Origin of the sequence: Citrobacter sp. Cpo071 (assembly GCF_030332765.1) — a bacterium.
Taxonomy (GTDB): domain Bacteria; phylum Pseudomonadota; class Gammaproteobacteria; order Enterobacterales; family Enterobacteriaceae; genus Citrobacter; species Citrobacter portucalensis.
Genome location: NZ_JAOWHE010000057.1, coordinates 24,030 through 44,814 on the forward strand (window position 1 = coordinate 24,030; position 20,785 = coordinate 44,814).

Genomic DNA, 20,785 nt, shown 5'->3' on the forward strand with positions numbered 1-20,785 from the left:
CTGGGCCCTCACTGCCAATCCGAAGAGAATCGATGTGAAAGTACTGACTGTATTTGGCACGCGACCGGAGGCCATAAAAATGGCACCTCTGGTTCATGCGCTGGCAAAAGATCCTGATTTTGAGGCAAAAGTTTGCGTCACGGCGCAGCATCGGGAGATGCTCGATCAGGTGTTGAACCTCTTTTCCATTGTACCTGACTACGATCTCAATATTATGCAGCCAGGTCAGGGGCTAACAGAAATTACCTGCCGAATACTGGAAGGATTAAAGCCAATTCTGGCTGATTTTAAACCTGACGTTGTGTTAGTTCACGGCGATACCACAACCACCATTGCTACTAGCCTGGCCGCGTTCTATCAGCGCATCCCGGTAGGGCATGTGGAGGCAGGCTTACGTACAGGCGATCTCTACTCTCCCTGGCCGGAAGAGGCGAACCGTACGCTAACCGGGCATCTGGCGATGTATCATTTTGCACCAACAGAAAACTCGCGCCAAAACCTGTTACGGGAAAACATTTCTGATAGCCGTATCTTCGTTACAGGTAATACGGTTATTGATGCGTTGATCTGGGTACGCGATCGCGTACTGGCGAGCGATGCATTACGAGCTGAACTGGCAGAGCATTACCCATTCCTGAGCTCGGATAAAAAGATGATACTGGTGACCGGTCATCGTCGGGAAAGCTTCGGTCGTGGTTTTGAACACATTTGTCATGCGCTGGCGGAAATTGCCGCGGCCAATCAGAACGTACAGATTGTCTATCCGGTGCACCTGAATCCTAACGTCAGCGAACCGGTTAATCGCATTCTGGGGCACGTTGAAAACGTCATCCTGATTGAACCGCAGGATTATATGCCGTTTGTCTGGCTGATGAATCACGCCTGGCTGATCCTTACCGACTCTGGCGGGATTCAGGAAGAAGCCCCATCTCTGGGGAAACCGGTACTGGTGATGCGCGAAACGACGGAACGTCCGGAAGCGATTACTGCAGGCACAGTACGTCTGGTAGGGACCGACCCGCAGCGTATTGTCGAAGAAGTCACGCGTTTGCTGCATGACGACAATGAATATCAAACCATGAGCCGCGCCCATAATCCGTATGGTGACGGGCAGGCATGTGGCCGCATTTTACACGCGTTAAAAAATAATCGGATATCGCTATGAGTTTTACGACCATTTCTGTCATTGGGCTGGGTTATATCGGACTGCCGACGGCGGCTGCCTTTGCTTCCCGTCAAAAGCATGTGATTGGCGTAGATGTAAATCAACACGCGGTGGATACCATTAATCGCGGTGAAATTCATATCGTTGAGCCAGATTTGGGCGCCGTGGTGAAAACGGCGGTCGAAAATGGATTTCTGCGTGCGACCACAACCCCTGTAGATGCGGATGCCTATCTGATTGCTGTGCCTACTCCGTTTAAGGGGGAGCACGAACCCGATATGGTTTATGTGGAAGCCGCGGCTAAATCTCTTGCACCGGTGCTGAAAAAAGGCGCGTTGGTGATCCTTGAATCGACGTCGCCTGTCGGGGCCACTGAACAGATGGCCACATGGCTGGCTGAAATGCGTCCTGACCTGACTTTCCCACAGCAAGTCGGTGAACACGCGGACGTTAACATTGCTTATTGCCCAGAGCGAGTGCTGCCGGGCCAGGTGATGGTTGAACTGATTAAAAACGACCGCGTGATTGGGGGAATGACCCCCGTCTGTTCCGCGCGTGCTAGCGAACTGTACAACATTTTCCTGGAGGGCGAATGTGTCGTGACCAACGCCCGTACGGCGGAAATGTGCAAACTGACTGAAAATAGCTTCCGCGACGTCAATATCGCTTTCGCCAATGAGCTGTCGCTGATTTGCGCTGATCAGGGGATCAACGTCTGGGAACTGATTCGACTGGCAAATCGCCATCCGCGCGTGAATATTTTACAACCGGGTCCGGGGGTTGGCGGGCACTGTATCGCGGTCGATCCGTGGTTTATCGTGGCGCAGAACCCGCAGCAGGCGAAATTGATTCGCACCGCGCGTGAGGTAAACGACGGTAAACCTCATTGGGTGGTTGATCAGGTAAAAGCTGCCGTGGCCGACTGTCTGGCGGATACCAATAAACGGGCCAGCGAAGTGAAAATTGCCTGTTTTGGTCTGGCATTTAAACCGAATATTGATGACTTACGTGAAAGCCCGGCGATGGGAATTGCGCAAAGCATCGCGCATTGGCACAAAGGCGAAACATTGGTAGTGGAACCGAACATCCATCAACTGCCGAAAAAACTGGACGGTCTGTGCCAACTGGCAGCGCTGGACGATGCCCTGGCTAGCGCCGATGTGCTGGTCTTGCTGGTCGACCATAATGAATTTAAAGCCATTAAAGGCGATGCGGTTCACCAGCAATATATCGTTGATACCAAAGGGGTCTGGCGCTAATGAAACGAATTCTGGTTACCGGTGGAGCGGGATTCATCGGCTCGGCGGTTGTACGGCATATCATTCAGGAGACTCAGGATGCGGCAATTGTGGTCGATAAGCTGACCTATGCCGGAAACCTGATGTCGCTGGAGCCGGTTGCACAGAATCCTCGTTTTACCTTTGAGAAAGTCGATATCTGCGATCGAGCTTCGCTCGACAGGGTGTTTCAACACTATCAGCCGGACTGCGTGATGCATCTGGCGGCAGAAAGCCACGTCGATCGCTCAATTGATGGTCCGGCCGCCTTTATCGAAACTAACATCGTGGGAACCTACACGCTGTTGGAAGCGGCGCGCGCTTACTGGAGTGATTTAACCAGCGAGAAAAAATCAGCGTTTCGTTTCCACCATATCTCGACTGACGAGGTGTATGGCGACCTGCATTCTACGGATGATTTCTTCACTGAAACCACACCGTATGCACCGAGCAGCCCTTATTCCGCGTCGAAAGCCAGCAGCGATCATCTGGTTCGCGCCTGGCTGCGTACCTACGGTCTGCCAACGCTGATAACCAACTGTTCTAACAACTATGGTCCGTACCATTTCCCGGAAAAACTGATTCCGCTGATGATCCTCAACGCATTGGCGGGGAAGCCGTTGCCGGTTTACGGCAATGGGCAACAGATCCGTGATTGGTTGTATGTAGAAGATCACGCCAGGGCGCTCTATTGTGTGGCGACAACGGGCGCGGTGGGAGAAACCTATAATATCGGTGGCCATAACGAGCGTAAAAACCTGGAAGTTGTCGAAACGGTTTGCAGCCTGTTGGAAGAGCTGGCACCGCAAAAGCCGCAGGGTATCGCGCAGTACCGCGACTTGATCGCTTTTGTGGACGATCGCCCGGGTCATGATTTGCGTTATGCCATTGACGCGTCGAAAATTGCGCGTGAACTAGGCTGGATGCCGCAAGAAACGTTTGAAAGCGGAATGCGCAAAACCGTGCAGTGGTATCTGGCTAATCAGGCATGGTGGAAACCCGTGCAGGACGGCAGTTACCAGGGCGAACGTTTAGGTCTGAAGGGCTAACAGCCTGGTTTTGGCTCCCGGAGGAGACAACGCATGAAAGGTATCATTCTGGCGGGTGGCTCAGGTACTCGCCTGTATCCCATTACGCGTGGCGTATCGAAGCAGCTATTGCCTATATACGATAAGCCGATGATTTACTACCCGTTATCAGTATTGATGCTGGCGGGAATTCGCGAAATCCTGATTATCACTACACCGGAAGATAAAGGCTATTTCCAGCGCTTACTGGGCGATGGATCTGAGTTCGGCATTGAATTGCACTATGCTGAGCAACCCAGTCCGGATGGATTAGCACAGGCGTTTATCATTGGTGAAACGTTCCTTAACGGTGAACCATCATGTCTGGTGTTAGGAGACAATATCTTCTTTGGTCAGGGATTCAGTCCAAAACTGCGTCACGTAGCCGCCAGAACGCAAGGCGCGACGGTGTTTGGTTACCAGGTGATGGATCCTGAACGTTTTGGTGTCGTGGAGTTTGACGACAATTTTCGAGCTATTTCGCTGGAAGAGAAGCCGAAAGCACCAAAATCCAACTGGGCAGTGACTGGTCTCTATTTCTATGACAGCAAGGTGGTGGAATATGCAAAACGCGTAAAACCTTCTGAGCGTGGGGAGCTGGAGATTACGTCTATCAACCAGATGTATCTTGATGACGGACATCTGACGGTAGAATTGCTCGGGCGTGGCTTTGCCTGGCTGGATACCGGTACGCACGACAGTCTTATCGAAGCGAGTACTTTTGTGCAGACGGTGGAAAAACGCCAGGGCTTTAAAATAGCCTGTCTGGAAGAAATCGCCTGGCGTAACGGTTGGCTGGATGACGAAGGCGTGAAGCGTGCTGCCAGTTCACTGGCCAAAACGGGTTATGGTCAATACCTGCTGGAGCTGCTCCGTGCTCGTCCGCGCCAGTATTGAGCCGCTTAGCTGGGAAAATACGTTCTTTGGCGTGAATAGCGCCATTGTGCGTTTTGACCAACACGCGCCGGTTCTGACTGCGGATGTGTTGCAGCCCTGGTCGCGGGTACAGGCAAAAATTCCTGCCGCCAATACCCATGAATTAGATGCCCTGCAACAGTTGGGCTTCTCACTGGTTGAAGGTGAAGTGGATTTTGTGCTGCCGGTGATGTGTGCGCATGGCGACCCCGGTGCGCAGGTAGCACAAACTACGGATATCCCGGCATTACGCCAACTGGCAGGACAGGCGTTCGCGCAAAGTCGTTTTCGCGCCCCATGGTATGCAGCAGATGCCAGCACGCGTTTTTATGCGCAGTGGATTGAAAACGCGGTGCTGGGGACGTTCGATCATCAATGCCTCGTTTTTCGTACACCGGCAGGTGATATTCGTGGCTATGTCTCGCTGCGTGAACTGAATGCGACCGATGCGCGAATTGGCCTGCTGGCCGGGCGTGGGGCGGGAGCAGAACTGATGCAGGCTGCCCTTTGCTGGGCGCAGGCTCGCGGTAAAACAACATTGCGCGTGGCGACCCAAATGGGCAATACCGCCGCGCTTAAACGTTATATACACAGTGGTGCGAATGTGGAAAGCACCGCGTATTGGTTATACAGGTGACACGATGATTCCATTTAACGCACCGCCGGTGGTGGGCACTGAACTCGATTACATGCAGTCTGCGATGAACAGCGGCAAACTGTGTGGCGACGGTGGTTTTACCCGTCGCTGCCAACAGTGGCTGGAACAGCATTTTGGCAGCGAGAAAGTATTGCTGACGCCTTCCTGCACCGCATCGCTTGAGATGGCGGCATTGCTGCTGGATATCCAGCCTGGCGATGAAGTCATTATGCCGAGCTATACGTTTGTCTCCACGGCCAATGCTTTCGTGCTGCGCGGCGCGAAAATTGTCTTTGTTGATATCCGGCCGGATACCATGAACATTGACGAAACGCTGATTGAAGCGGCGATCACCGACAAGACCCGCGCTATCGTTCCGGTGCATTACGCGGGCGTAGCCTGTGAAATGGATACCATCATGGCGCTGGCGACCAAACATAACCTGTTTGTCGTGGAAGATGCGGCCCAGGGCGTCATGTCGACTTACAAAGGTCGTGCGCTGGGGACGATTGGTCACATCGGTTGCTTTAGCTTCCATGAGACCAAAAACTATACCGCAGGCGGTGAAGGTGGTGCGACGCTGATTAATGATAAAAAATTAGTGGAACGTGCAGAGATCATCCGTGAAAAAGGAACTAACCGCAGCCAGTTTTTCCGCGGTCAGGTGGATAAGTATACCTGGCGTGATATTGGCTCCAGCTATCTGATGTCCGATCTGCAGGCTGCCTATCTGTGGGCACAACTGGAAGCGGCTGACCGTATTAACCAGCAGCGTCTGGCGCTGTGGCAGAACTACTATGATGCTCTCGAACCGCTGGCGCGTGCCGGACGCATTGATCTGCCTTCTGTCCCGGAAAACTGCGTGCAGAATGCCCATATGTTTTATATCAAGCTGCGCGATATCGACGATCGCACGGCGTTGATTAACTTCTTGAAAGAAGCTGAAATTATGGCGGTGTTCCACTATATCCCGCTACATGATTGTCCGGCTGGCGATAAATTCGGCGTATTTGCCGGTGTTGATCGTTTCACCACTAAAGAGAGCGAGCGTCTGCTGCGCTTGCCGCTGTTTTACAACCTGTCGCCAGTAAACCAGCGAACGGTCATTTCGACCTTACTCAACTACTTCGCCTGATATGTCGCTTGCTAAAGCGTCCTTATGGACGGCAGCCAGTACGCTGGTAAAAATTGGTGCAGGTTTGCTGGTCGTGAAGCTGCTGGCGGTGTCGTTTGGCCCGGCAGGCGTGGGGCAGGCGGGTAACTTCCGCCAGATGGTCACCGTGCTTGGTGTTCTGGCGGGGGCCGGCATTTTCAACGGCGTCACGAAATATGTTGCGCAGCACCATGACGATCCGACCCGGCTCCGTAAGGTAGTCGGTACATCTTCCGCGATGGTGCTGGGATTCTCTACGCTGATGGCGGTGATTTTTCTGCTGGCGGCCGCGCCAATCAGTCAGGGATTGTTTGGCCATACTCATTATCAGGGGCTGGTAAGACTGGTTGCGCTGGTGCAAATGGGTATTGCCTGGGCGAACCTGCTGCTGGCGTTGATGAAGGGCTTTCGCGATGCGGCGGGTAACGCGCTGTCGCTGATTGTGGGTAGCCTGGTGGGCGTAGTGGCTTATTATGGCTGTTATCGCCTGGGAGGGTATGAAGGCGCTTTGCTGGGTCTGGCGTTAGTGCCCGCGTTGGTCGTTATCCCCGCCGCTATTATGCTGATTAAGCGTGGGGCGATTCCCCTGCATTACCTGAAACCCTCGTGGGATAACGGTCTGGCTGGACAGCTAAGCAAGTTTACCCTGATGGCGCTGATTACCTCCGTAACGCTGCCTGTGGCATACGTGATGATGCGAAACCTGCTGGCGGCGCAGTACAGTTGGGATGATGTGGGGATTTGGCAGGGAGTAAGCAGTATCTCTGATGCTTATCTGCAATTCATTACCGCCTCATTCAGCGTTTACTTGCTTCCGACGTTGTCTCGACTGACCGAAAAGCGCGACATTACGCGCGAGGTGGTTAAGTCGCTGAAGTTCGTGTTACCGGCGGTTGCCGCAGCGAGCTTTACTGTTTGGTTGCTGCGTGATTTTGCGATCTGGCTGCTTTTCTCCGCAAAATTCACCGCCATGCGCGATCTGTTTGCCTGGCAACTGGTCGGCGATGTACTGAAAGTTGGGGCGTATGTCTTTGGGTATCTGGTGATCGCGAAAGCATCGCTGCGGTTTTATATTTTGGCTGAAATTAGCCAGTTCATGTTATTGACGGTGTTTGCTCACTGGCTGATCCCTGCACACGGTGCGCTGGGAGCGGCACAGGCTTATATGGCAACGTACATCGTCTATTTTTCTCTTTGTTGTGGCGTGTTTTTACTCTGGCGTAGGCGGGCATGACTGTACTGATTCACGTTCTGGGATCGGATATCCCTCACCATAACCAAACCGTGTTGCGGTTTTTCAACGACTCGCTGGCCGCGACGAGCGAGCATGCGCGCACGTTTATGGTTGCCGGTCAGGATGCGGGACTCAGTGAGAGCTGCCCGGCGTTATCGCTAAGCTTCTACAGCGGGAAAAAGGCGCTTGCTGACGCTGTGATCGCGAAAGCAAAAGCGGATCGCCAACAGCGTTTCTTCTTCCACGGTCAGTTCAACACCAGCCTGTGGCTGGCGCTGCTGAGTGGCGGGATTAAACCGGCGCAGTTTTACTGGCATATCTGGGGCGCTGATTTATACGAAGTCTCCAGTGGGCTGAAATTCCGCCTGTTTTACCCGATTCGCCGCATGGCGCAGAATCGTGTGGGCTGCGTGTTTGCCACACGGGGCGATTTACGTTATTTCGCCGAGCAACATCCCCGTGTGCGGGGTGAGTTGCTCTATTTCCCAACGCGAATGGATCCTTCACTCAATAACATGAGCAATGATTGCCAGCGCAGCGGCAAGATGACGGTGATGGTTGGCAACTCTGGCGATCGCAGCAATGAGCATGTTGCCGCGCTTCGCGCCGTTCATCAGCAGTTTGGCGACACGGTGAATGTGATTGTGCCGATGGGTTATCCCGCCAATAATGCGGCCTATATCGACGAGGTTCGCCAGGCCGGCCTGGCGTTATTTAGCGCTGATAATCTGCAAATTTTGAGTGAAAAGCTGGAATTTGACGCTTATCTTGCGTTATTGCGTCAATGCGATTTGGGTTACTTTATTTTTGCCCGTCAACAGGGAATCGGTACACTGTGTTTGCTGATCCAGGCTGGTATCCCATGCGTGCTCAACCGTGACAATCCCTTCTGGCAGGATATGGTGGAACAAAATCTTCCGGTGTTATTTACCACTGATGATCTCAATGAAGGCGTCGTACGTGAAGCGCAGCGCCAGTTGGCATCGGTAGATAAAAATACTATTACCTTCTTTAGCCCGAATTATCTGCAGCCGTGGCACAACGCGCTGCGCATTGCTTCAGGAGAAACCGTATGAGCCTGATGCAATTCAGCGGTCTTCTGGTGGTCTGGCTGCTCTCCACCTTGTTTATCGCCACGCTGACCTGGTTTGAGTTCCGCCGCGTGCGTTTTAACTTCAATGTTTTCTTCTCATTGTTGTTCTTGCTGACGTTCTTCTTCGGATTCCCGTTAACCAGCATCCTGGTGTTCCGCTTTGATGTGGCAGTGGCTCCGCCGGAGATCCTGCTGCAGGCCTTGCTGTCAGCCGCCTGTTTCTATGCCGTCTACTACGTGACGTATAAAACGCGCTTACGCAAACGAGTAGATGATAAGCCGCGCAGGCCGCTGTTTACCATCAATCGCGTTGAAGCCCATTTGACCTGGGTTATCCTGATGGCGATTGCGCTGGTGAGCGTGGGCATCTTCTTTATGCACAACGGATTCCTGCTGTTCAGACTGCAATCCTATAGCCAGATTTTTTCCAGTGAAGTCTCTGGCGTCGCTCTGAAGCGTTTCTTCTACTTCTTCATTCCGGCAATGCTGGTGGTTTATTTCTTGCGTCAGGACAGCAAAGCGTGGGTGTTCTTCCTCGTGAGTACCGTCGCGTTTGGTTTGCTGACCTATATGATTGTGGGTGGGACGCGCGCCAATATCATTATCGCGTTTGCCATCTTCTTGTTTATCGGCATTATTCGCGGCTGGATTTCGCTGTGGATGTTGGCCGCTGCAGGCGTGTTGGGCATTGTCGGGATGTTCTGGCTGGCGTTGAAGCGCTACGGAATGAGCGTTAGCGGCGATGAGGCGTTCTATACGTTCCTGTACCTTACGCGCGACACCTTCTCACCGTGGGAGAATCTGGCGCTGTTGCTGCAGAATTACCACAATATTGAGTTCCAGGGGCTGGCACCGATTGTCCGTGACTTCTACGTCTTTATTCCCTCCTGGCTGTGGCCTGGGCGGCCGAGTATTGTACTCAACTCAGCGAACTACTTTACCTGGGAAGTGTTGAACAACCACTCAGGACTGGCGATTTCGCCGACGTTAATTGGTTCACTGGTGGTGATGGGCGGGGCGCTGTTTATACCATTAGGCGCGATTGTTGTTGGGCTCATTATCAAGTGGTTCGACTGGCTGTATGAGCTTGGCAATCGCGAAACCAATCGCTATAAGGCGGCGATTTTGCACAGTTTCTGTTTTGGCGCCATTTTCAATATGATCGTTTTGGCACGTGAAGGGCTGGATTCGTTTGTCTCACGAGTGGTCTTTTTCCTCGTGATTTTCGGCGTTTGCCTACTGGTGGCAAAATTGTTGTTCTGGCTGTTTGATAGCGCGGGACTCATTCATAAACGAATCAAATCGCTGCCCCGGACACAGATTGAAGGATCGTAATGACTGATAACACAACTGCGCCGCTGTATTCGCTGCGCGGATTACAACTGATTGGCTGGCGAGATATGCAACATGCGCTGAATTACCTGTTTGCCGAAGGACACCTCAGGTCAGGAACGCTGGTGGCTATTAACGCTGAGAAGATGCTGACAGCAGAAGATAATCCTGAAGTGAGGGAGCTGATCAACGCCGCGGAGTTCAAGTATGCGGATGGGATTAGCGTGGTGCGTTCGGTGCGCAAAAAATTCCCACAGGCGCAGGTTTCACGCGTGGCCGGAGCTGACCTTTGGGAAGCACTGATGGCGCGAGCTGGGCAAAACGGAACGCCTGTTTTCCTGGTTGGTGGCAAGCCTGAAGTTCTGGCACAAACAGAAGCAAAACTACGTGTGCAGTGGCGCGTGAACATTGTGGGTAGTCAGGACGGTTATTTTACCCCAGAGCAGCGTCAGGCGTTGTTTGAGCGTATTCACGCCAGCGGTGCGCAAATTGTGACGGTGGCGATGGGCTCGCCAAAACAAGAGATCTTTATGCGTGATTGCCGCAAGACTCACCCTGACGCGCTGTATATGGGCGTAGGGGGCACCTACGACGTCTTTACCGGTCACGTTAAGCGTGCGCCTAAAATCTGGCAAAATCTGGGGCTGGAGTGGCTGTATCGCTTATTGTCGCAGCCGAGCCGTATTACTCGGCAACTTCGCTTATTACGCTATCTCCGCTGGTACTATACCGGCAACCTCTGACGCCCTCTCTCCTCTGATAAGTAGCGTGATCTGCTAATTACGCTACTTATTCACAACATAATCGCTGCTTTCTCGCACAATCTATTCATTTTTTGAATGCTTTAATTGCCATTTAAGCGATTTTAGGAAACCATTCGCAACAATCATTGCAGTGCCGTGGTGTTTTTGGCGCCAACCGTAAAGCGGTCGGTGCCGCATGGCCTGTTATGGCATAACAAGATGTACCCATAACGAGAACCGGTAATACCGGACAGCATGCAAACACATCAAGAGGATTTATGGCTGAGAACAAACCTGAGCTACAGCGTGGGCTGGAGGCTCGTCACATCGAATTAATTGCCCTTGGGGGCACTATTGGCGTTGGGCTATTTATGGGGGCCGCCAGTACCCTTAAATGGGCGGGACCTTCGGTTCTGCTGGCGTATATCGTCGCCGGGCTGTTTGTGTTTTTCATTATGCGTTCTATGGGGGAGATGTTATTCCTCGAGCCGGTTGCAGGTTCATTCGCTGTTTACGCTCACCGTTATATGAGCCCCTTCTTTGGCTATCTCACCGCCTGGTCATACTGGTTTATGTGGATGGCTGTGGGGATCTCAGAGATTACCGCCATCGGGGTGTATGTGCAGTTCTGGTTTCCGGAAATGGCGCAATGGATACCCGCACTGATCGCGGTCGGACTGGTTGCGTTGGCAAACCTCGCTGCGGTTCGCCTGTATGGTGAAATTGAGTTCTGGTTTGCCATGATCAAAGTGACCACCATCATTGTGATGATAGTCATTGGGGTTGGGGTGATTTTCTTCGGCTTCGGCAATGGCGGCCAGGCGATTGGTTTTGGCAACCTGACCGAGCACGGTGGCTTCTTTGCTGGGGGCTGGAAGGGCTTCCTGACGGCATTGTGTATTGTTGTGGCGTCTTACCAGGGCGTGGAGCTGATCGGCATCACTGCAGGGGAAGCGAAGAATCCACAGGTCACGCTGCGTAGCGCGGTGGGTAAGGTGCTGTGGCGCATTCTGATTTTCTACGTTGGTGCGATTTTTGTCATCGTCACTATTTTCCCGTGGAATGAGATTGGCAGCAACGGCAGCCCGTTTGTTCTCACCTTTGCCAAGATTGGTATTACTGCTGCGGCAGGGATTATTAACTTTGTGGTGCTGACGGCGGCGCTGTCTGGCTGTAACAGCGGCATGTACAGCTGTGGGCGTATGCTCTACGCGCTGGCAAAGAATCGCCAGCTTCCTGCCGTTGTTGGAAAAGTATCACGCCATGGCGTGCCGGTTGCCGGAGTGGCTATTTCTATCGCGATCCTGCTGATTGGCTCATGCCTGAACTACATTATTCCTAACCCGCAGCGCGTGTTTGTTTATGTCTATAGCGCCAGCGTGTTGCCGGGGATGGTACCGTGGTTTGTGATCCTGATAAGCCAGCTGCGTTTCCGTCAGGCGCATAAAGCGGCGATTGCCAGTCATCCATTCCGCTCCATTCTGTTCCCGTGGGCGAATTATTTGACGATGGCGTTCCTGATTTGCGTATTAATTGGCATGTACTTTAATGAAGATACCCGAATGTCGCTTTTTGTTGGCATGGGTTTCTTACTGGCCGTGACGCTCATTTATAAGGTTTTTGGTCTGAATCGTCATGGCACAGCCCATAAATTGCGGGAATAAGCGACAAAACGCACAAACCATGACCAAACGATAATTTATTTTAAAAAAGCACTAGACAGAAGACCGAGACCTCCGTAATATCCAGCCCCGCAACGGCGCTAAGCGCCCGTAGCTCAGCTGGATAGAGCGCTGCCCTCCGGAGGCAGAGGTCTCAGGTTCGAATCCTGTCGGGCGCACCATTTAGTAGGGTGCCAGAGCTGCGGTGGTTTTAATACCGCGTAAAAGATTTGCAGTGGTGGCTATAGCTCAGTTGGTAGAGCCCTGGATTGTGATTCCAGTTGTCGTGGGTTCGAATCCCATTAGCCACCCCATTAATTTAAAGTTGTGAAATGCGAAGGTGGCGGAATTGGTAGACGCGCTAGCTTCAGGTGTTAGTGTCCTTAGGATGTGGGGGTTCGAGTCCCCCCCCTCGCACCACGACTTAAAGAATTGAACTAAAAATTCAAAAAGCAGTAAAACGGCGAGTAGCGCAGCTTGGTAGCGCAACTGGTTTGGGACCAGTGGGTCGGAGGTTCGAATCCTCTCTCGCCGACCAATTTTGAACCCCGCTTCGGCGGGGTTTTTTGTTTTCAGATTTTCCCTTCTTAGCCTGCGCATCTGCGAATTTCCTGAAGTCTTAAAAAGTCCGAATACCTGGTTTTTGCAGTGCAATCGTGGCATGCGTTGTGCAATAATATGCGGGTAGATGCTCATTCCATCTCTTATGTTCGCCATCTGGCCTCATAAACTCAGGAATGATGCAGAGCCGTTTACGGTGCTTATCGTCCACAGACAGATGTCGCTCAGGCCTCATCAAACACCATGGACATAACGTTGAGTGAAGCACCCATTTATGTTGTCATACAGACCTGTTTAACGCCTGCTCCTTACCGAGCGGGCGTTTTTTTATGCATAAACATAATCCTTCGAGCGACTTCTCGAAGGATTTTGTTTATACGATTGAAAAATATGTAGGCCCGGTAAGCGAAAGCGCCACCGGGCATTCAGGAGTTACTGCGGGGGATTGTTGTTCTGCAGCGTCAACATCAGGCCATCACGGCGCATGGTGGCGGCTTCTTCCGGCTGGTGCAATCTGTCCAGCGCGTCAGCAAGCCAGGCGTAGTCATAGGCATCCGGGCGCTGTTTGAGAGCGGCACGGAAGGCGAGCGTAGCTTCCTGCCATTCCCCATGCTTCATTAACGACTGACCCAGCGTACTCCACAGCAACGGGCGATCGCCCACGGCTTTAATCTGCTGGCGCAGCACTTTTTCTATCTGTTCCGGATTATTGGTTTTCAGACGCGGGATCGGCAGCACCAGGCGGTCATCGTACTGACGTTTCAAACCATCAATGATGACCTGCTGCGCCGTATCGTGATCGTCACACTCAATCAGATGTTCAGCCATCGCTACCTGCAAAGCAACCTGATGACGGGTTTTACGGCTCTGGTTTTTCCACCATGCACGCAGCCCCTCGCTGCCCTGATCGGCGCGGACTTGATCCATCAAGCCAACCCATGCCTGTTGTTCCAGCATAGCGCGGTGCTCGTCATCACCCACGCGCGCTTTCGCCATGGATGGAATGATATCCAGTAGCGAACTCCATGCGCCGGTACGAATGTAGGCCTGTTCAGCCAGACGCAGCACTTCCGGATGACGTGGCGTCACTTCCAGCAGTTTATCTACACTGTGGCGTGCGGCGTGATTTTCATTACGCGCCAGTTGCAGGCGAACGCGAGCGATTTCTACCGGGATCGTATCATTTCCGGCCAGTTCGGCAGCACGCTCAAGGTGTTGGTTGGCGCGCGCTTCGTCACCGCGCTGCTGAGCCGCTTCTGCCGCCAGCAGGTAATTCACTACCGGCTGTTCTGCATGATCGGCGTTTTTCGACATCAGCTTTTCAACCTGCTGATAATCGCCTTCTGCCAGCTTGAGCAGCGCCTGCTCGGTTTGCTTACGGGCGCGACGACGCTTCCGACCGACAAACCATCCGCGGGTATGCGCGCCTGTGCGGAAAATTCGGCGCAGTAGCCATTCAATCGCGAACAGGACGACCATGGCGACGATCAGGATGATCACCAGGCCCGTCACGCTGGTTTCGATATTGTAATTATCCGTCTGGATCAGCACGTAGCCCTGATGACCGGCAATCATCGGACCGACGACGATCCCGGCGATCAACAGCACAAAGAGCAACAATACTTTTAGCATCATTATTCTCCTTGCGGCGCGGTTGCCGGAGCGTCTGTCGAAGGCGCTGGCGCAGGCGCTGCTGCTACTGGTGCTGTGGCAGGCTGCGCCAGTAAATTACGTACGCGGGTCTGCATTAACTTGTCGAGAATAGCCTGGCTCTGCAGCGTTTCCGGAACATCCATACTGATGCTTTGCTGGCTCAGCTGGTCTACTTCTTCAAGGAACGCTTTGGTCGCTGCATCGTCGGTGTCGTAGTAAGCACGCACCCATGTGGAGACATTTTCCAGCGCCTGGCGGTATGTCTCTTCCTGATGACGTGGCACGGCCTGTGCGGCCACTAACAGACGAGAACGGATGTTCTCACGTAAGTACACGTCCTGGTTCGGCGCCAGCAGCGGGACGGCGGTTTCATCACGACGGCGAATAGTGATGAAGCTGTCCATAAAGTTCTGCCAGCTTTTTTGCAGATTGACGCGCCATTCGCTAATCGAGCTGGAAAGCTCGCTGCTGTCGGAGTCCATTGGAGAATCGTCGGTGTCGTTGTCGGCCAGACGCAGGTTATCAATCTGATTAGAGAGCTGATTCACTTTCAGGATAATGCCGTCATAGTCGACCTGAGTCACCGCGGACAGGCTCGCGATGTCGTCAGTAATCGCACGTCGCGCGGTAATTAAGCTCGGGTCGTTCATATCCGCCAGGCTCGCGTCGGCGCTTTTCAACAGCGCAGCGGCGGTGGTGACGTCCTGATCGCTCCATAATTTACGACCGGCCAGTTTCACCAGAAAATCAGCCTGCGCCAGCAGCCATGTGCCCGCATCGCTGCCGGAGATGGTGGCGACTTTTTGCTGGACCTCATCAAGCTGTTTGACCAGCGCGGCCTGCTGGCGAGTGGCTTCATCCAGCTGTGTTGCCTGCTGTTTAATAATGCCTTCCAGCTCAGCTTTTTGGCTTTCCTGCGCTTTTTGCAGCGCCGTCAGCTGGTTCGCCAGCGCATCGCTGGTTGCCGTTTGTGTTGTTGCCTGTTGTTTCCCCCAGCCGTACAGCCCAACGCCTGCAGCCAGCGCAATAGCAATCGCCACAGCGCTCAGAATCAGCGCCGTGCTGTTCTTACTCTTTTTTTCAGTATTGACTGGCTGTGACGTGGTTTCCACGGCCTCCCTGGTCTCTTCAACCACGGCGGAGGATTTTTCTTGTTCCGTCATTATGGCATCCCATTATGAGAGTTATTGTAATGCGCGTAGTAGCGCATCGTTGTCGGCGTTATCAGCGACCTTAATATCTTGCCAGCCCAGTTCCCGGGCGAGGTGCGCCAGACGCTCACTGACGACCAACAGCCGACAGCGTAGTAACCAGTGCTCACGATACCACTGCGGAATGAGCGACCAGAGCTGTTGTAGCATCTCTCCGCTGGTGACAACCACCGTGGTTACGCCACGGGATTGCCAGCGCATAGCTTCTTCCGCACCATCGTAATGTTTTGCACTGCGTTGATAACATTCACAAAAATCGACATCGGCTCCGCGTGCCGTCAGGGTTTCACCTATCAGCTCCCGGCCACCGTTGCCGCGTAATATAAGCGCGCGTTTTCCCGCAATATTTTGTAATTCAGGTAATTGTAGCAAGACTTCGCTAATTTCCCGATCCAGAGGGTAGTGAATATTGAAGCCGCTAACAGTATGCAGCGCCAGCGCCGTTGTACGGCCAATGGCAAAATAACGCGGAAGGGATGGCCAGCTTTTCTCTTGCTGGCGAAGCTCGGCATCTGCAAAGGTGACGGCGTGCTGCGAGAGAGCGAAGACCAGATCGTTCTCCGTCAGCGCCGACAGTCGGGAAGCAACCGTTGCCAGTTCCCGACCAGGTGAAAACTCGATGAGCGGAAAACTCCAGGCCACCTGCCCCAGTGTGCGCAGTCGGCTCACTAACTCTTCCCCTGCGGGAGACGGGCGGGTGACCAGAATACTCATGCGGGGGCTTCTCCGTTATAAACTTCCGCCAGAATGGCGCGCGCACCGTTCTCCAGCAGTTCTTCTGCCAGAGAGATGCCCATCTGTTCGGCATCTTGTGTAGCGCCGCGACGTTCTCCGCATACCATCTGTGAACCGTCTGGCGCGCCGACCAGCGCACGTAGCCAAATCTCACCGTCGATGATTTCGGCATAGCTACCAATAGGTACCTGACATCCCCCTTCCAGGCGGGTGTTCATAGCGCGTTCTGCTTTGACGCGTAGCGCGGTCTCTTCATGGTTGAGCGGCGCTAACAGCGCCTGAGTGCGCATATCATCCAGTCGACATTCTATGCCTACTGCGCCTTGCCCGACAGCGGGCAGGGAGACTTCCGGCGGCAGAGCGGTGCGGACTCGCGACTCAAGACCTAAACGTTTTAATCCGGCGACCGCCAGAATAATGGCGTCATAATCGCCGTTATCCAGTTTGCTGAGGCGCGTGCCTACGTTGCCGCGCAGCGAACGGATGACGAGATCCGGGCGACGCTTCGCCAACTGGCACTGGCGGCGCAAACTGGATGTCCCGACGATGCTGCCTGCGGGGAGTTCATCCAGCGAGTTGTACTTATTTGATACGAAAGCATCACGCGGATCCTCTCGCTCACAAATGGTGACCAGCCCAAGACCGTCAGGGAATTCAACCGGCACATCCTTCATGGAATGCACAGCGATATCGGCGCGTTTTTCCAGCAGCGCGACTTCCAGCTCTTTAACAAACAACCCTTTCCCCCCGACCTTCGCCAGCGGGGTATCAAGGATCACATCGCCACGGGTTACCATAGGAACCAGTTCCACGATCAGACCGGGGTGGTTTGCCATTAAGGCGTCTTTGACATAATGTGCCTGCCAGAGCGCAAGGGGGCTTTGGCGTGTGGCAATTCTCAAAACATTGTCTAACATGCTTGTTACCGTCATTATCAATCATTGACCATCCTAACATCCTTATCAAAGGGATGTCAGCGTTACGCTCAAACGTAAGTGAGAGGAAAAGGCGCTGCATCATCACTGGCAGTGAATAATGACGAGAAACCTCCCGACCGTATGAAGGAATTTACACGTAACGAACGGTGCTACACTTGTATGTAGCGCATCTTTCTTTACGGTCAATGAGCAAGGTGTTAAATTGATCACGTTTTAGACCATTTTTTCGGCTGAACAGCATAAAAAAATATGGGCGAAAAACAGGTAACGGTTATTTTTGACATACGGTTTATCCGAATTGATGGCGATTATTGTGAGCGCTTGCGCCGCGGCAATCGACAACATGACGGATAGCAACATCAGGCGATACGTCTTGTACCTCTATATTGAGACTCTGAAACAGAGACTGGATGCCATAAATCAACTGCGTGTGGATCGCGCGCTTGCTGCCATGGGACCTGCCTTCCAGCAGGTATACAGTCTGCTGCCGACATTATTGCACTACCACCATCCGCTGATGCCGGGTTACCTCAATGGTAACGTTCCCAAAGGCATATGCTTTTACACGCCTGATGAAACCCAACGCCACTACCTGAACGAACTGGAACTGTACCGCGGTATGTCGCCGCAGGATCCTCCCAAGGGCGAACTGCCGATCACCGGCGTTTACTCAATGGGTAGCACCTCTTCGGTAGGGCAAAGCTGTTCCTCTGACCTTGATATCTGGGTCTGCCATCAATCCTGGCTGGATAGCGAAGAGCGCCAGCTGCTGCAGCGAAAATGTAGCCTGCTGGAAAGCTGGGCCGCCTCGTTGGGCGTGGAAGTCAGCTTCTTCCTGATTGATGAAAACCGTTTCCGTCACAATGAAAGCGGCAGTCTCGGTGGCGAAGACTGTGGCTCGACGCAGCATATCCTGTTGCTTGATGAATTCTATCGCACCGCTGTGCGCCTCGCGGGTAAACGTATTCTGTGGAATATGGTGCCGGGAGATGAAGAAGAGCATTACGACGATTACGTCATGACGCTCTACGCTCAGGGGGTGTTAACGCCAAATGAATGGCTGGATCTCGGCGGACTCAGTTCGCTCTCCGCCGAAGAATACTTTGGCGCCAGCCTGTGGCAGCTGTACAAGAGTATCGACTCCCCTTACAAGGCGGTGCTGAAAACGCTGCTGCTGGAAGCCTATTCCTGGGAATACCCCAATCCGCGCCTGTTGGCGAAAGATATAAAACAGCGCCTGCACGATGGCGAGATCGTCTCTTTTGGTCTCGATCCTTACTGCATGATGCTGGAGCGCGTTACCGAGTACCTCACGGCGATCGAAGATCCGACGCGCCTGGATTTAGTGCGTCGATGTTTCTACTTAAAAGTGTGTGAGAAACTGAGCCGTGAGCGCGCCTGCGTGGGCTGGCGTCGTGAAGTATTAAGTCAGTTAGTGAAAGAGTGGGGCTGGGATGACGCCCGTCTGACCATGCTGGATAACCGCGCTAACTGGAAGATTGACCAGGTACGCGAAGCGCATAACGAACTGCTCGATGCGATGATGCAGAGCTATCGTAATCTGATCCGCTTTGCGCGGCGCAATAACCTCAGCGTCAGCGCCAGCCCGCAGGATATCGGCGTGCTGACCCGTAAGCTGTATGCCGCGTTTGAAGCGTTGCCGGGTAAAGTCACGCTGGTGAACCCGCAGATATCTCCGGATCTCTCGGAACCGAATCTGACCTTTATCCATGTACCGCCGGGTCGTGCTAACCGTTCAGGTTGGTATCTCTACAACCGCGCGCCGAACATGGACTCGATCATCAGCCATCAGCCGCTGGAATATAACCGCTATCTAAATAAGCTGGTGGCGTGGGCCTGGTTCAACGGCCTGCTGACCTCGCGTACGCATTTGTTTATTAAGGGCAACGGCATTGTTGATTTGCCGAAGCTGCAGGAAATGGTCGCCGACGTATCGCACCACTTCCCGCTGCGGCTGCCTGCACCAACGCCGAAAGCGCTCTATAGCCCATGCGAAATTCGCCATCTGGCGATTATCGTTAACCTCGAATATGACCCAACGGCAGCGTTTCGCAATCAGGTGGTACATTTTGACTTCCGTAAGCTGGACGTCTTCAGCTTTGGCGAAGAGCAAAATTGCCTGGTGGGTAGCGTCGACCTGCTGTACCGCAACTCGTGGAATGAAGTGCGTACGCTGCACTTCAACGGCGAGCAGGCGATGATTGAAGCGTTAAAAACGATTCTGGGCAAAATGCACCAGGATGCCGCGCCGCCAGATAGCGTCGAGGTCTTCTGCTATAGCCAGCATCTGCGCGGTTTAATTCGCACCCGCGTGCAGCAACTGGTGTCTGAGTGCATCGAATTACGCCTCTCCAGCACCCGTCAGGAAACCGGACGTTTCAAAGCGCTGCGTGTTTCCGGCCAGACGTGGGGATTGTTCTTCGAGCGCCTGAACGTTTCGGTACAGAAGCTGGAAAACGCAATTGAATTCTATGGCGCGATTTCACATAACAAACTGCACGGGCTTTCCGTCCAGGTTGAGACCAACCATGTGAAACTGCCGTCGGTGGTCGACGGTTTTGCCAGCGAAGGGATTATTCAGTTCTTTTTCGAAGAAACGGGTGATGAGCAGGGCTTTAATATCTACATTCTGGACGAAAGCAATCGGGCCGAGGTGTATCACCACTGCGAAGGTAGCAAAGAGGAGTTGGTACGCGACGTCAGCCGTTTCTACTCATCGTCGCACGATCGTTTTACCTACGGCTCCAGCTTCATCAACTTTAACCTGCCGCAGTTCTATCAGATTGTGAAAACCGACGGGCGCGCGCAGGTGATTCCGTTCCGCACCCAGCCGATTAGCGCCGTTCCGCCAGCCAGTCAGGACAACGACACGCCGCTGTTACAGCAGTATTTCTCGTGAGTTAACTTGCCCGGTGACGCCATGTTTACCGGGCCTACAGTAGGCCGGATAAGCGAAGCGCATCCGGCACTAAAGCTTAGCGGAAGCTCACCTCTTCACCCGCCTGCTGCGTTGCCGCTTGTTCCAACAGATCCCAGAACGTTTCGCCGCTTCGGTCGCAGATCCACTCGTCGCCTTTCAGGTCAAAGTGGTAGCCGCCCTGTTTGGTCGCCAGCCACACCTGGTGCAGCGGCTCCTGACGGTTAATGATAATTTTGCTGCCGTTATCGAAGCTGATGGTCAGCACGCCGCCGTTGATCTCACAATCGATATCGCTGTCGCCATCCCAGTCATCCAGACGTTCTTCAATGGTCATCCACAGGGTGTCAGCAAGGCGATGAAATTCACTGTCGTTCATTTTCTTATCCTATTTTTCGTGATGCCCGCAGTATAACGTGGAATAAATCGCGATGCAGTTTTTAGCCAAACTCTTGCTTTTACGCCTTCTCCT

The 20,785-nt window shown here is 53.3% G+C and carries 17 protein-coding genes and 4 tRNA genes; 16 read left to right on the plus strand and 5 right to left on the minus strand.

Going from position 1 to position 20,785, the window contains the following annotated elements; translation table 11 throughout:
- Positions 1-34 precede the first annotated feature (34 nt).
- The 15 genes from wecB (at position 35) to OGY09_RS01310 (ending at position 12,815) form a co-directional block, all read left to right on the plus strand.
- Positions 35-1,165, plus strand: a complete 1,131-nt coding sequence (wecB, locus tag OGY09_RS01240) for a non-hydrolyzing UDP-N-acetylglucosamine 2-epimerase (protein ID WP_032934208.1) — start codon at positions 35-37, stop codon at positions 1,163-1,165.
- Entirely contained in the window at positions 1,162-2,424 is a 1,263-nt protein-coding gene (wecC, locus tag OGY09_RS01245) for a UDP-N-acetyl-D-mannosamine dehydrogenase (RefSeq protein WP_032945682.1), read from the plus strand. Before wecB ends, wecC begins: the two co-directional genes overlap by 4 nt.
- On the plus strand, positions 2,424-3,491 hold the full coding sequence (gene rffG, locus OGY09_RS01250) for a dTDP-glucose 4,6-dehydratase (protein WP_032945684.1): 1,068 nt from the start codon (positions 2,424-2,426) through the stop codon (positions 3,489-3,491). Before wecC ends, rffG begins: the two co-directional genes overlap by 1 nt.
- A 33-nt stretch (positions 3,492-3,524) precedes the next feature.
- Positions 3,525-4,406: a glucose-1-phosphate thymidylyltransferase RfbA gene (gene rfbA / locus OGY09_RS01255; RefSeq protein WP_032945685.1), complete on the plus strand. Its 882-nt coding sequence runs from the start codon at positions 3,525-3,527 to the stop codon at positions 4,404-4,406.
- Positions 4,384-5,061, plus strand: a complete 678-nt coding sequence (gene rffC, locus OGY09_RS01260; RefSeq protein ID WP_032945688.1) for a dTDP-4-amino-4,6-dideoxy-D-galactose acyltransferase — start codon at positions 4,384-4,386, stop codon at positions 5,059-5,061. The genes rfbA and rffC overlap by 23 nt, the downstream gene beginning before the upstream one ends.
- A 4-nt stretch (positions 5,062-5,065) precedes the next feature.
- On the plus strand, positions 5,066-6,196 hold the full coding sequence (gene rffA, locus OGY09_RS01265) for a dTDP-4-amino-4,6-dideoxygalactose transaminase (protein ID WP_032945690.1): 1,131 nt from the start codon (positions 5,066-5,068) through the stop codon (positions 6,194-6,196).
- A 1-nt stretch (position 6,197) separates the two neighbouring features.
- Positions 6,198-7,448, plus strand: a complete 1,251-nt coding sequence (wzxE, locus tag OGY09_RS01270) for a lipid III flippase WzxE (RefSeq protein ID WP_003017971.1) — start codon at positions 6,198-6,200, stop codon at positions 7,446-7,448.
- Positions 7,445-8,524, plus strand: a complete 1,080-nt coding sequence (locus OGY09_RS01275; protein ID WP_008787076.1) for a TDP-N-acetylfucosamine:lipid II N-acetylfucosaminyltransferase — start codon at positions 7,445-7,447, stop codon at positions 8,522-8,524. Before wzxE ends, OGY09_RS01275 begins: the two co-directional genes overlap by 4 nt.
- Entirely contained in the window at positions 8,521-9,876 is a 1,356-nt protein-coding gene (gene wzyE, locus OGY09_RS01280) for an ECA oligosaccharide polymerase (protein ID WP_020996101.1), read from the plus strand. The genes OGY09_RS01275 and wzyE overlap by 4 nt, the downstream gene beginning before the upstream one ends.
- The gene (wecG, locus tag OGY09_RS01285) at positions 9,876-10,616 is read left to right on the plus strand and encodes a lipopolysaccharide N-acetylmannosaminouronosyltransferase (protein WP_032945695.1); all 741 of its coding nucleotides are present in this window, start codon (positions 9,876-9,878) and stop codon (positions 10,614-10,616) included. The genes wzyE and wecG overlap by 1 nt, the downstream gene beginning before the upstream one ends.
- Before the next feature lie 278 nt (positions 10,617-10,894).
- Positions 10,895-12,280, plus strand: a complete 1,386-nt coding sequence (gene thrP, locus OGY09_RS01290) for a bifunctional threonine/serine APC transporter ThrP (RefSeq protein WP_003828980.1) — start codon at positions 10,895-10,897, stop codon at positions 12,278-12,280.
- Between the two features lie 102 nt (positions 12,281-12,382).
- Positions 12,383-12,459: transfer RNA gene (locus OGY09_RS01295), tRNA-Arg, on the plus strand.
- A 56-nt stretch (positions 12,460-12,515) separates the two neighbouring features.
- Positions 12,516-12,591 (plus strand) — tRNA-His (locus OGY09_RS01300).
- A 20-nt stretch (positions 12,592-12,611) separates the two neighbouring features.
- Positions 12,612-12,697, plus strand: a tRNA-Leu gene (locus OGY09_RS01305).
- Positions 12,698-12,738: 41 nt separating this feature from the next.
- Positions 12,739-12,815: transfer RNA gene (locus OGY09_RS01310), tRNA-Pro, on the plus strand.
- A gap of 455 nt (positions 12,816-13,270) precedes the next feature.
- On the opposite strand, the gene hemY is transcribed toward OGY09_RS01310, so the two are convergent.
- Genes hemY through hemC form a run of 4 tightly spaced genes read right to left on the minus strand, consistent with a single transcriptional unit; the run spans position 13,271 to position 17,354 of the window.
- Positions 13,271-14,470: a protoheme IX biogenesis protein HemY gene (gene hemY / locus OGY09_RS01315; RefSeq protein WP_008787079.1), complete on the minus strand. Its 1,200-nt coding sequence runs from the start codon at positions 14,468-14,470 to the stop codon at positions 13,271-13,273.
- A 2-nt stretch (positions 14,471-14,472) separates the two neighbouring features.
- The gene (hemX, locus tag OGY09_RS01320; protein ID WP_008787080.1) at positions 14,473-15,654 is read right to left on the minus strand and encodes a uroporphyrinogen-III C-methyltransferase; all 1,182 of its coding nucleotides are present in this window, start codon (positions 15,652-15,654) and stop codon (positions 14,473-14,475) included.
- 21 nt (positions 15,655-15,675) lie between these two features.
- Entirely contained in the window at positions 15,676-16,416 is a 741-nt protein-coding gene (gene hemD / locus OGY09_RS01325) for a uroporphyrinogen-III synthase (protein ID WP_003828974.1), read from the minus strand.
- Positions 16,413-17,354 (minus strand): hydroxymethylbilane synthase, encoded by a 942-nt coding sequence (gene hemC / locus OGY09_RS01330; protein ID WP_003828972.1) that lies wholly within the window; start codon positions 17,352-17,354, stop codon positions 16,413-16,415. Before hemC ends, hemD begins: the two co-directional genes overlap by 4 nt.
- 394 nt (positions 17,355-17,748) lie before the next feature.
- Between hemC and cyaA the strand changes: the two genes are divergently transcribed.
- On the plus strand, positions 17,749-20,295 hold the full coding sequence (gene cyaA, locus OGY09_RS01335) for a class I adenylate cyclase (RefSeq protein ID WP_275399198.1): 2,547 nt from the start codon (positions 17,749-17,751) through the stop codon (positions 20,293-20,295).
- Positions 20,296-20,371: 76 nt separating this feature from the next.
- Here cyaA and cyaY read toward each other — a convergent pair whose 3' ends face one another.
- Positions 20,372-20,692 carry an iron donor protein CyaY gene (gene cyaY, locus OGY09_RS01340; protein ID WP_032945697.1) on the minus strand — a complete coding sequence of 107 codons (321 nt, stop codon included), beginning with the start codon at positions 20,690-20,692 and terminating at the stop codon, positions 20,372-20,374.
- Positions 20,693-20,785 lie beyond the last annotated feature (93 nt).

Excerpts from the sequence above, each read along its gene's own strand:
- wecC (WP_032945682.1), top strand. The coding sequence starts at position 1,162 with ATGAGTTTTACGACCATTTCTGTCATTGGGCTGGGTTATATCGGACTG.
- rffG (WP_032945684.1), top strand. The coding sequence starts at position 2,424 with ATGAAACGAATTCTGGTTACCGGTGGAGCGGGATTCATCGGCTCGGCG.
- rfbA (WP_032945685.1), top strand. The coding sequence starts at position 3,525 with ATGAAAGGTATCATTCTGGCGGGTGGCTCAGGTACTCGCCTGTATCCC.
- rffA (WP_032945690.1), top strand. The coding sequence starts at position 5,066 with ATGATTCCATTTAACGCACCGCCGGTGGTGGGCACTGAACTCGATTAC.
- wzxE (WP_003017971.1), top strand. The coding sequence starts at position 6,198 with ATGTCGCTTGCTAAAGCGTCCTTATGGACGGCAGCCAGTACGCTGGTA.
- OGY09_RS01275 (WP_008787076.1), top strand. The coding sequence starts at position 7,445 with ATGACTGTACTGATTCACGTTCTGGGATCGGATATCCCTCACCATAAC.
- wzyE (WP_020996101.1), top strand. The coding sequence starts at position 8,521 with ATGAGCCTGATGCAATTCAGCGGTCTTCTGGTGGTCTGGCTGCTCTCC.
- wecG (WP_032945695.1), top strand. The coding sequence starts at position 9,876 with ATGACTGATAACACAACTGCGCCGCTGTATTCGCTGCGCGGATTACAA.
- thrP (WP_003828980.1), top strand. The coding sequence starts at position 10,895 with ATGGCTGAGAACAAACCTGAGCTACAGCGTGGGCTGGAGGCTCGTCAC.
- hemY (WP_008787079.1), bottom strand. The coding sequence starts at position 14,470 with ATGCTAAAAGTATTGTTGCTCTTTGTGCTGTTGATCGCCGGGATCGTC.
- hemX (WP_008787080.1), bottom strand. The coding sequence starts at position 15,654 with ATGACGGAACAAGAAAAATCCTCCGCCGTGGTTGAAGAGACCAGGGAG.
- hemD (WP_003828974.1), bottom strand. The coding sequence starts at position 16,416 with ATGAGTATTCTGGTCACCCGCCCGTCTCCCGCAGGGGAAGAGTTAGTG.
- hemC (WP_003828972.1), bottom strand. The coding sequence starts at position 17,354 with ATGTTAGACAATGTTTTGAGAATTGCCACACGCCAAAGCCCCCTTGCG.
- cyaY (WP_032945697.1), bottom strand. The coding sequence starts at position 20,692 with ATGAACGACAGTGAATTTCATCGCCTTGCTGACACCCTGTGGATGACC.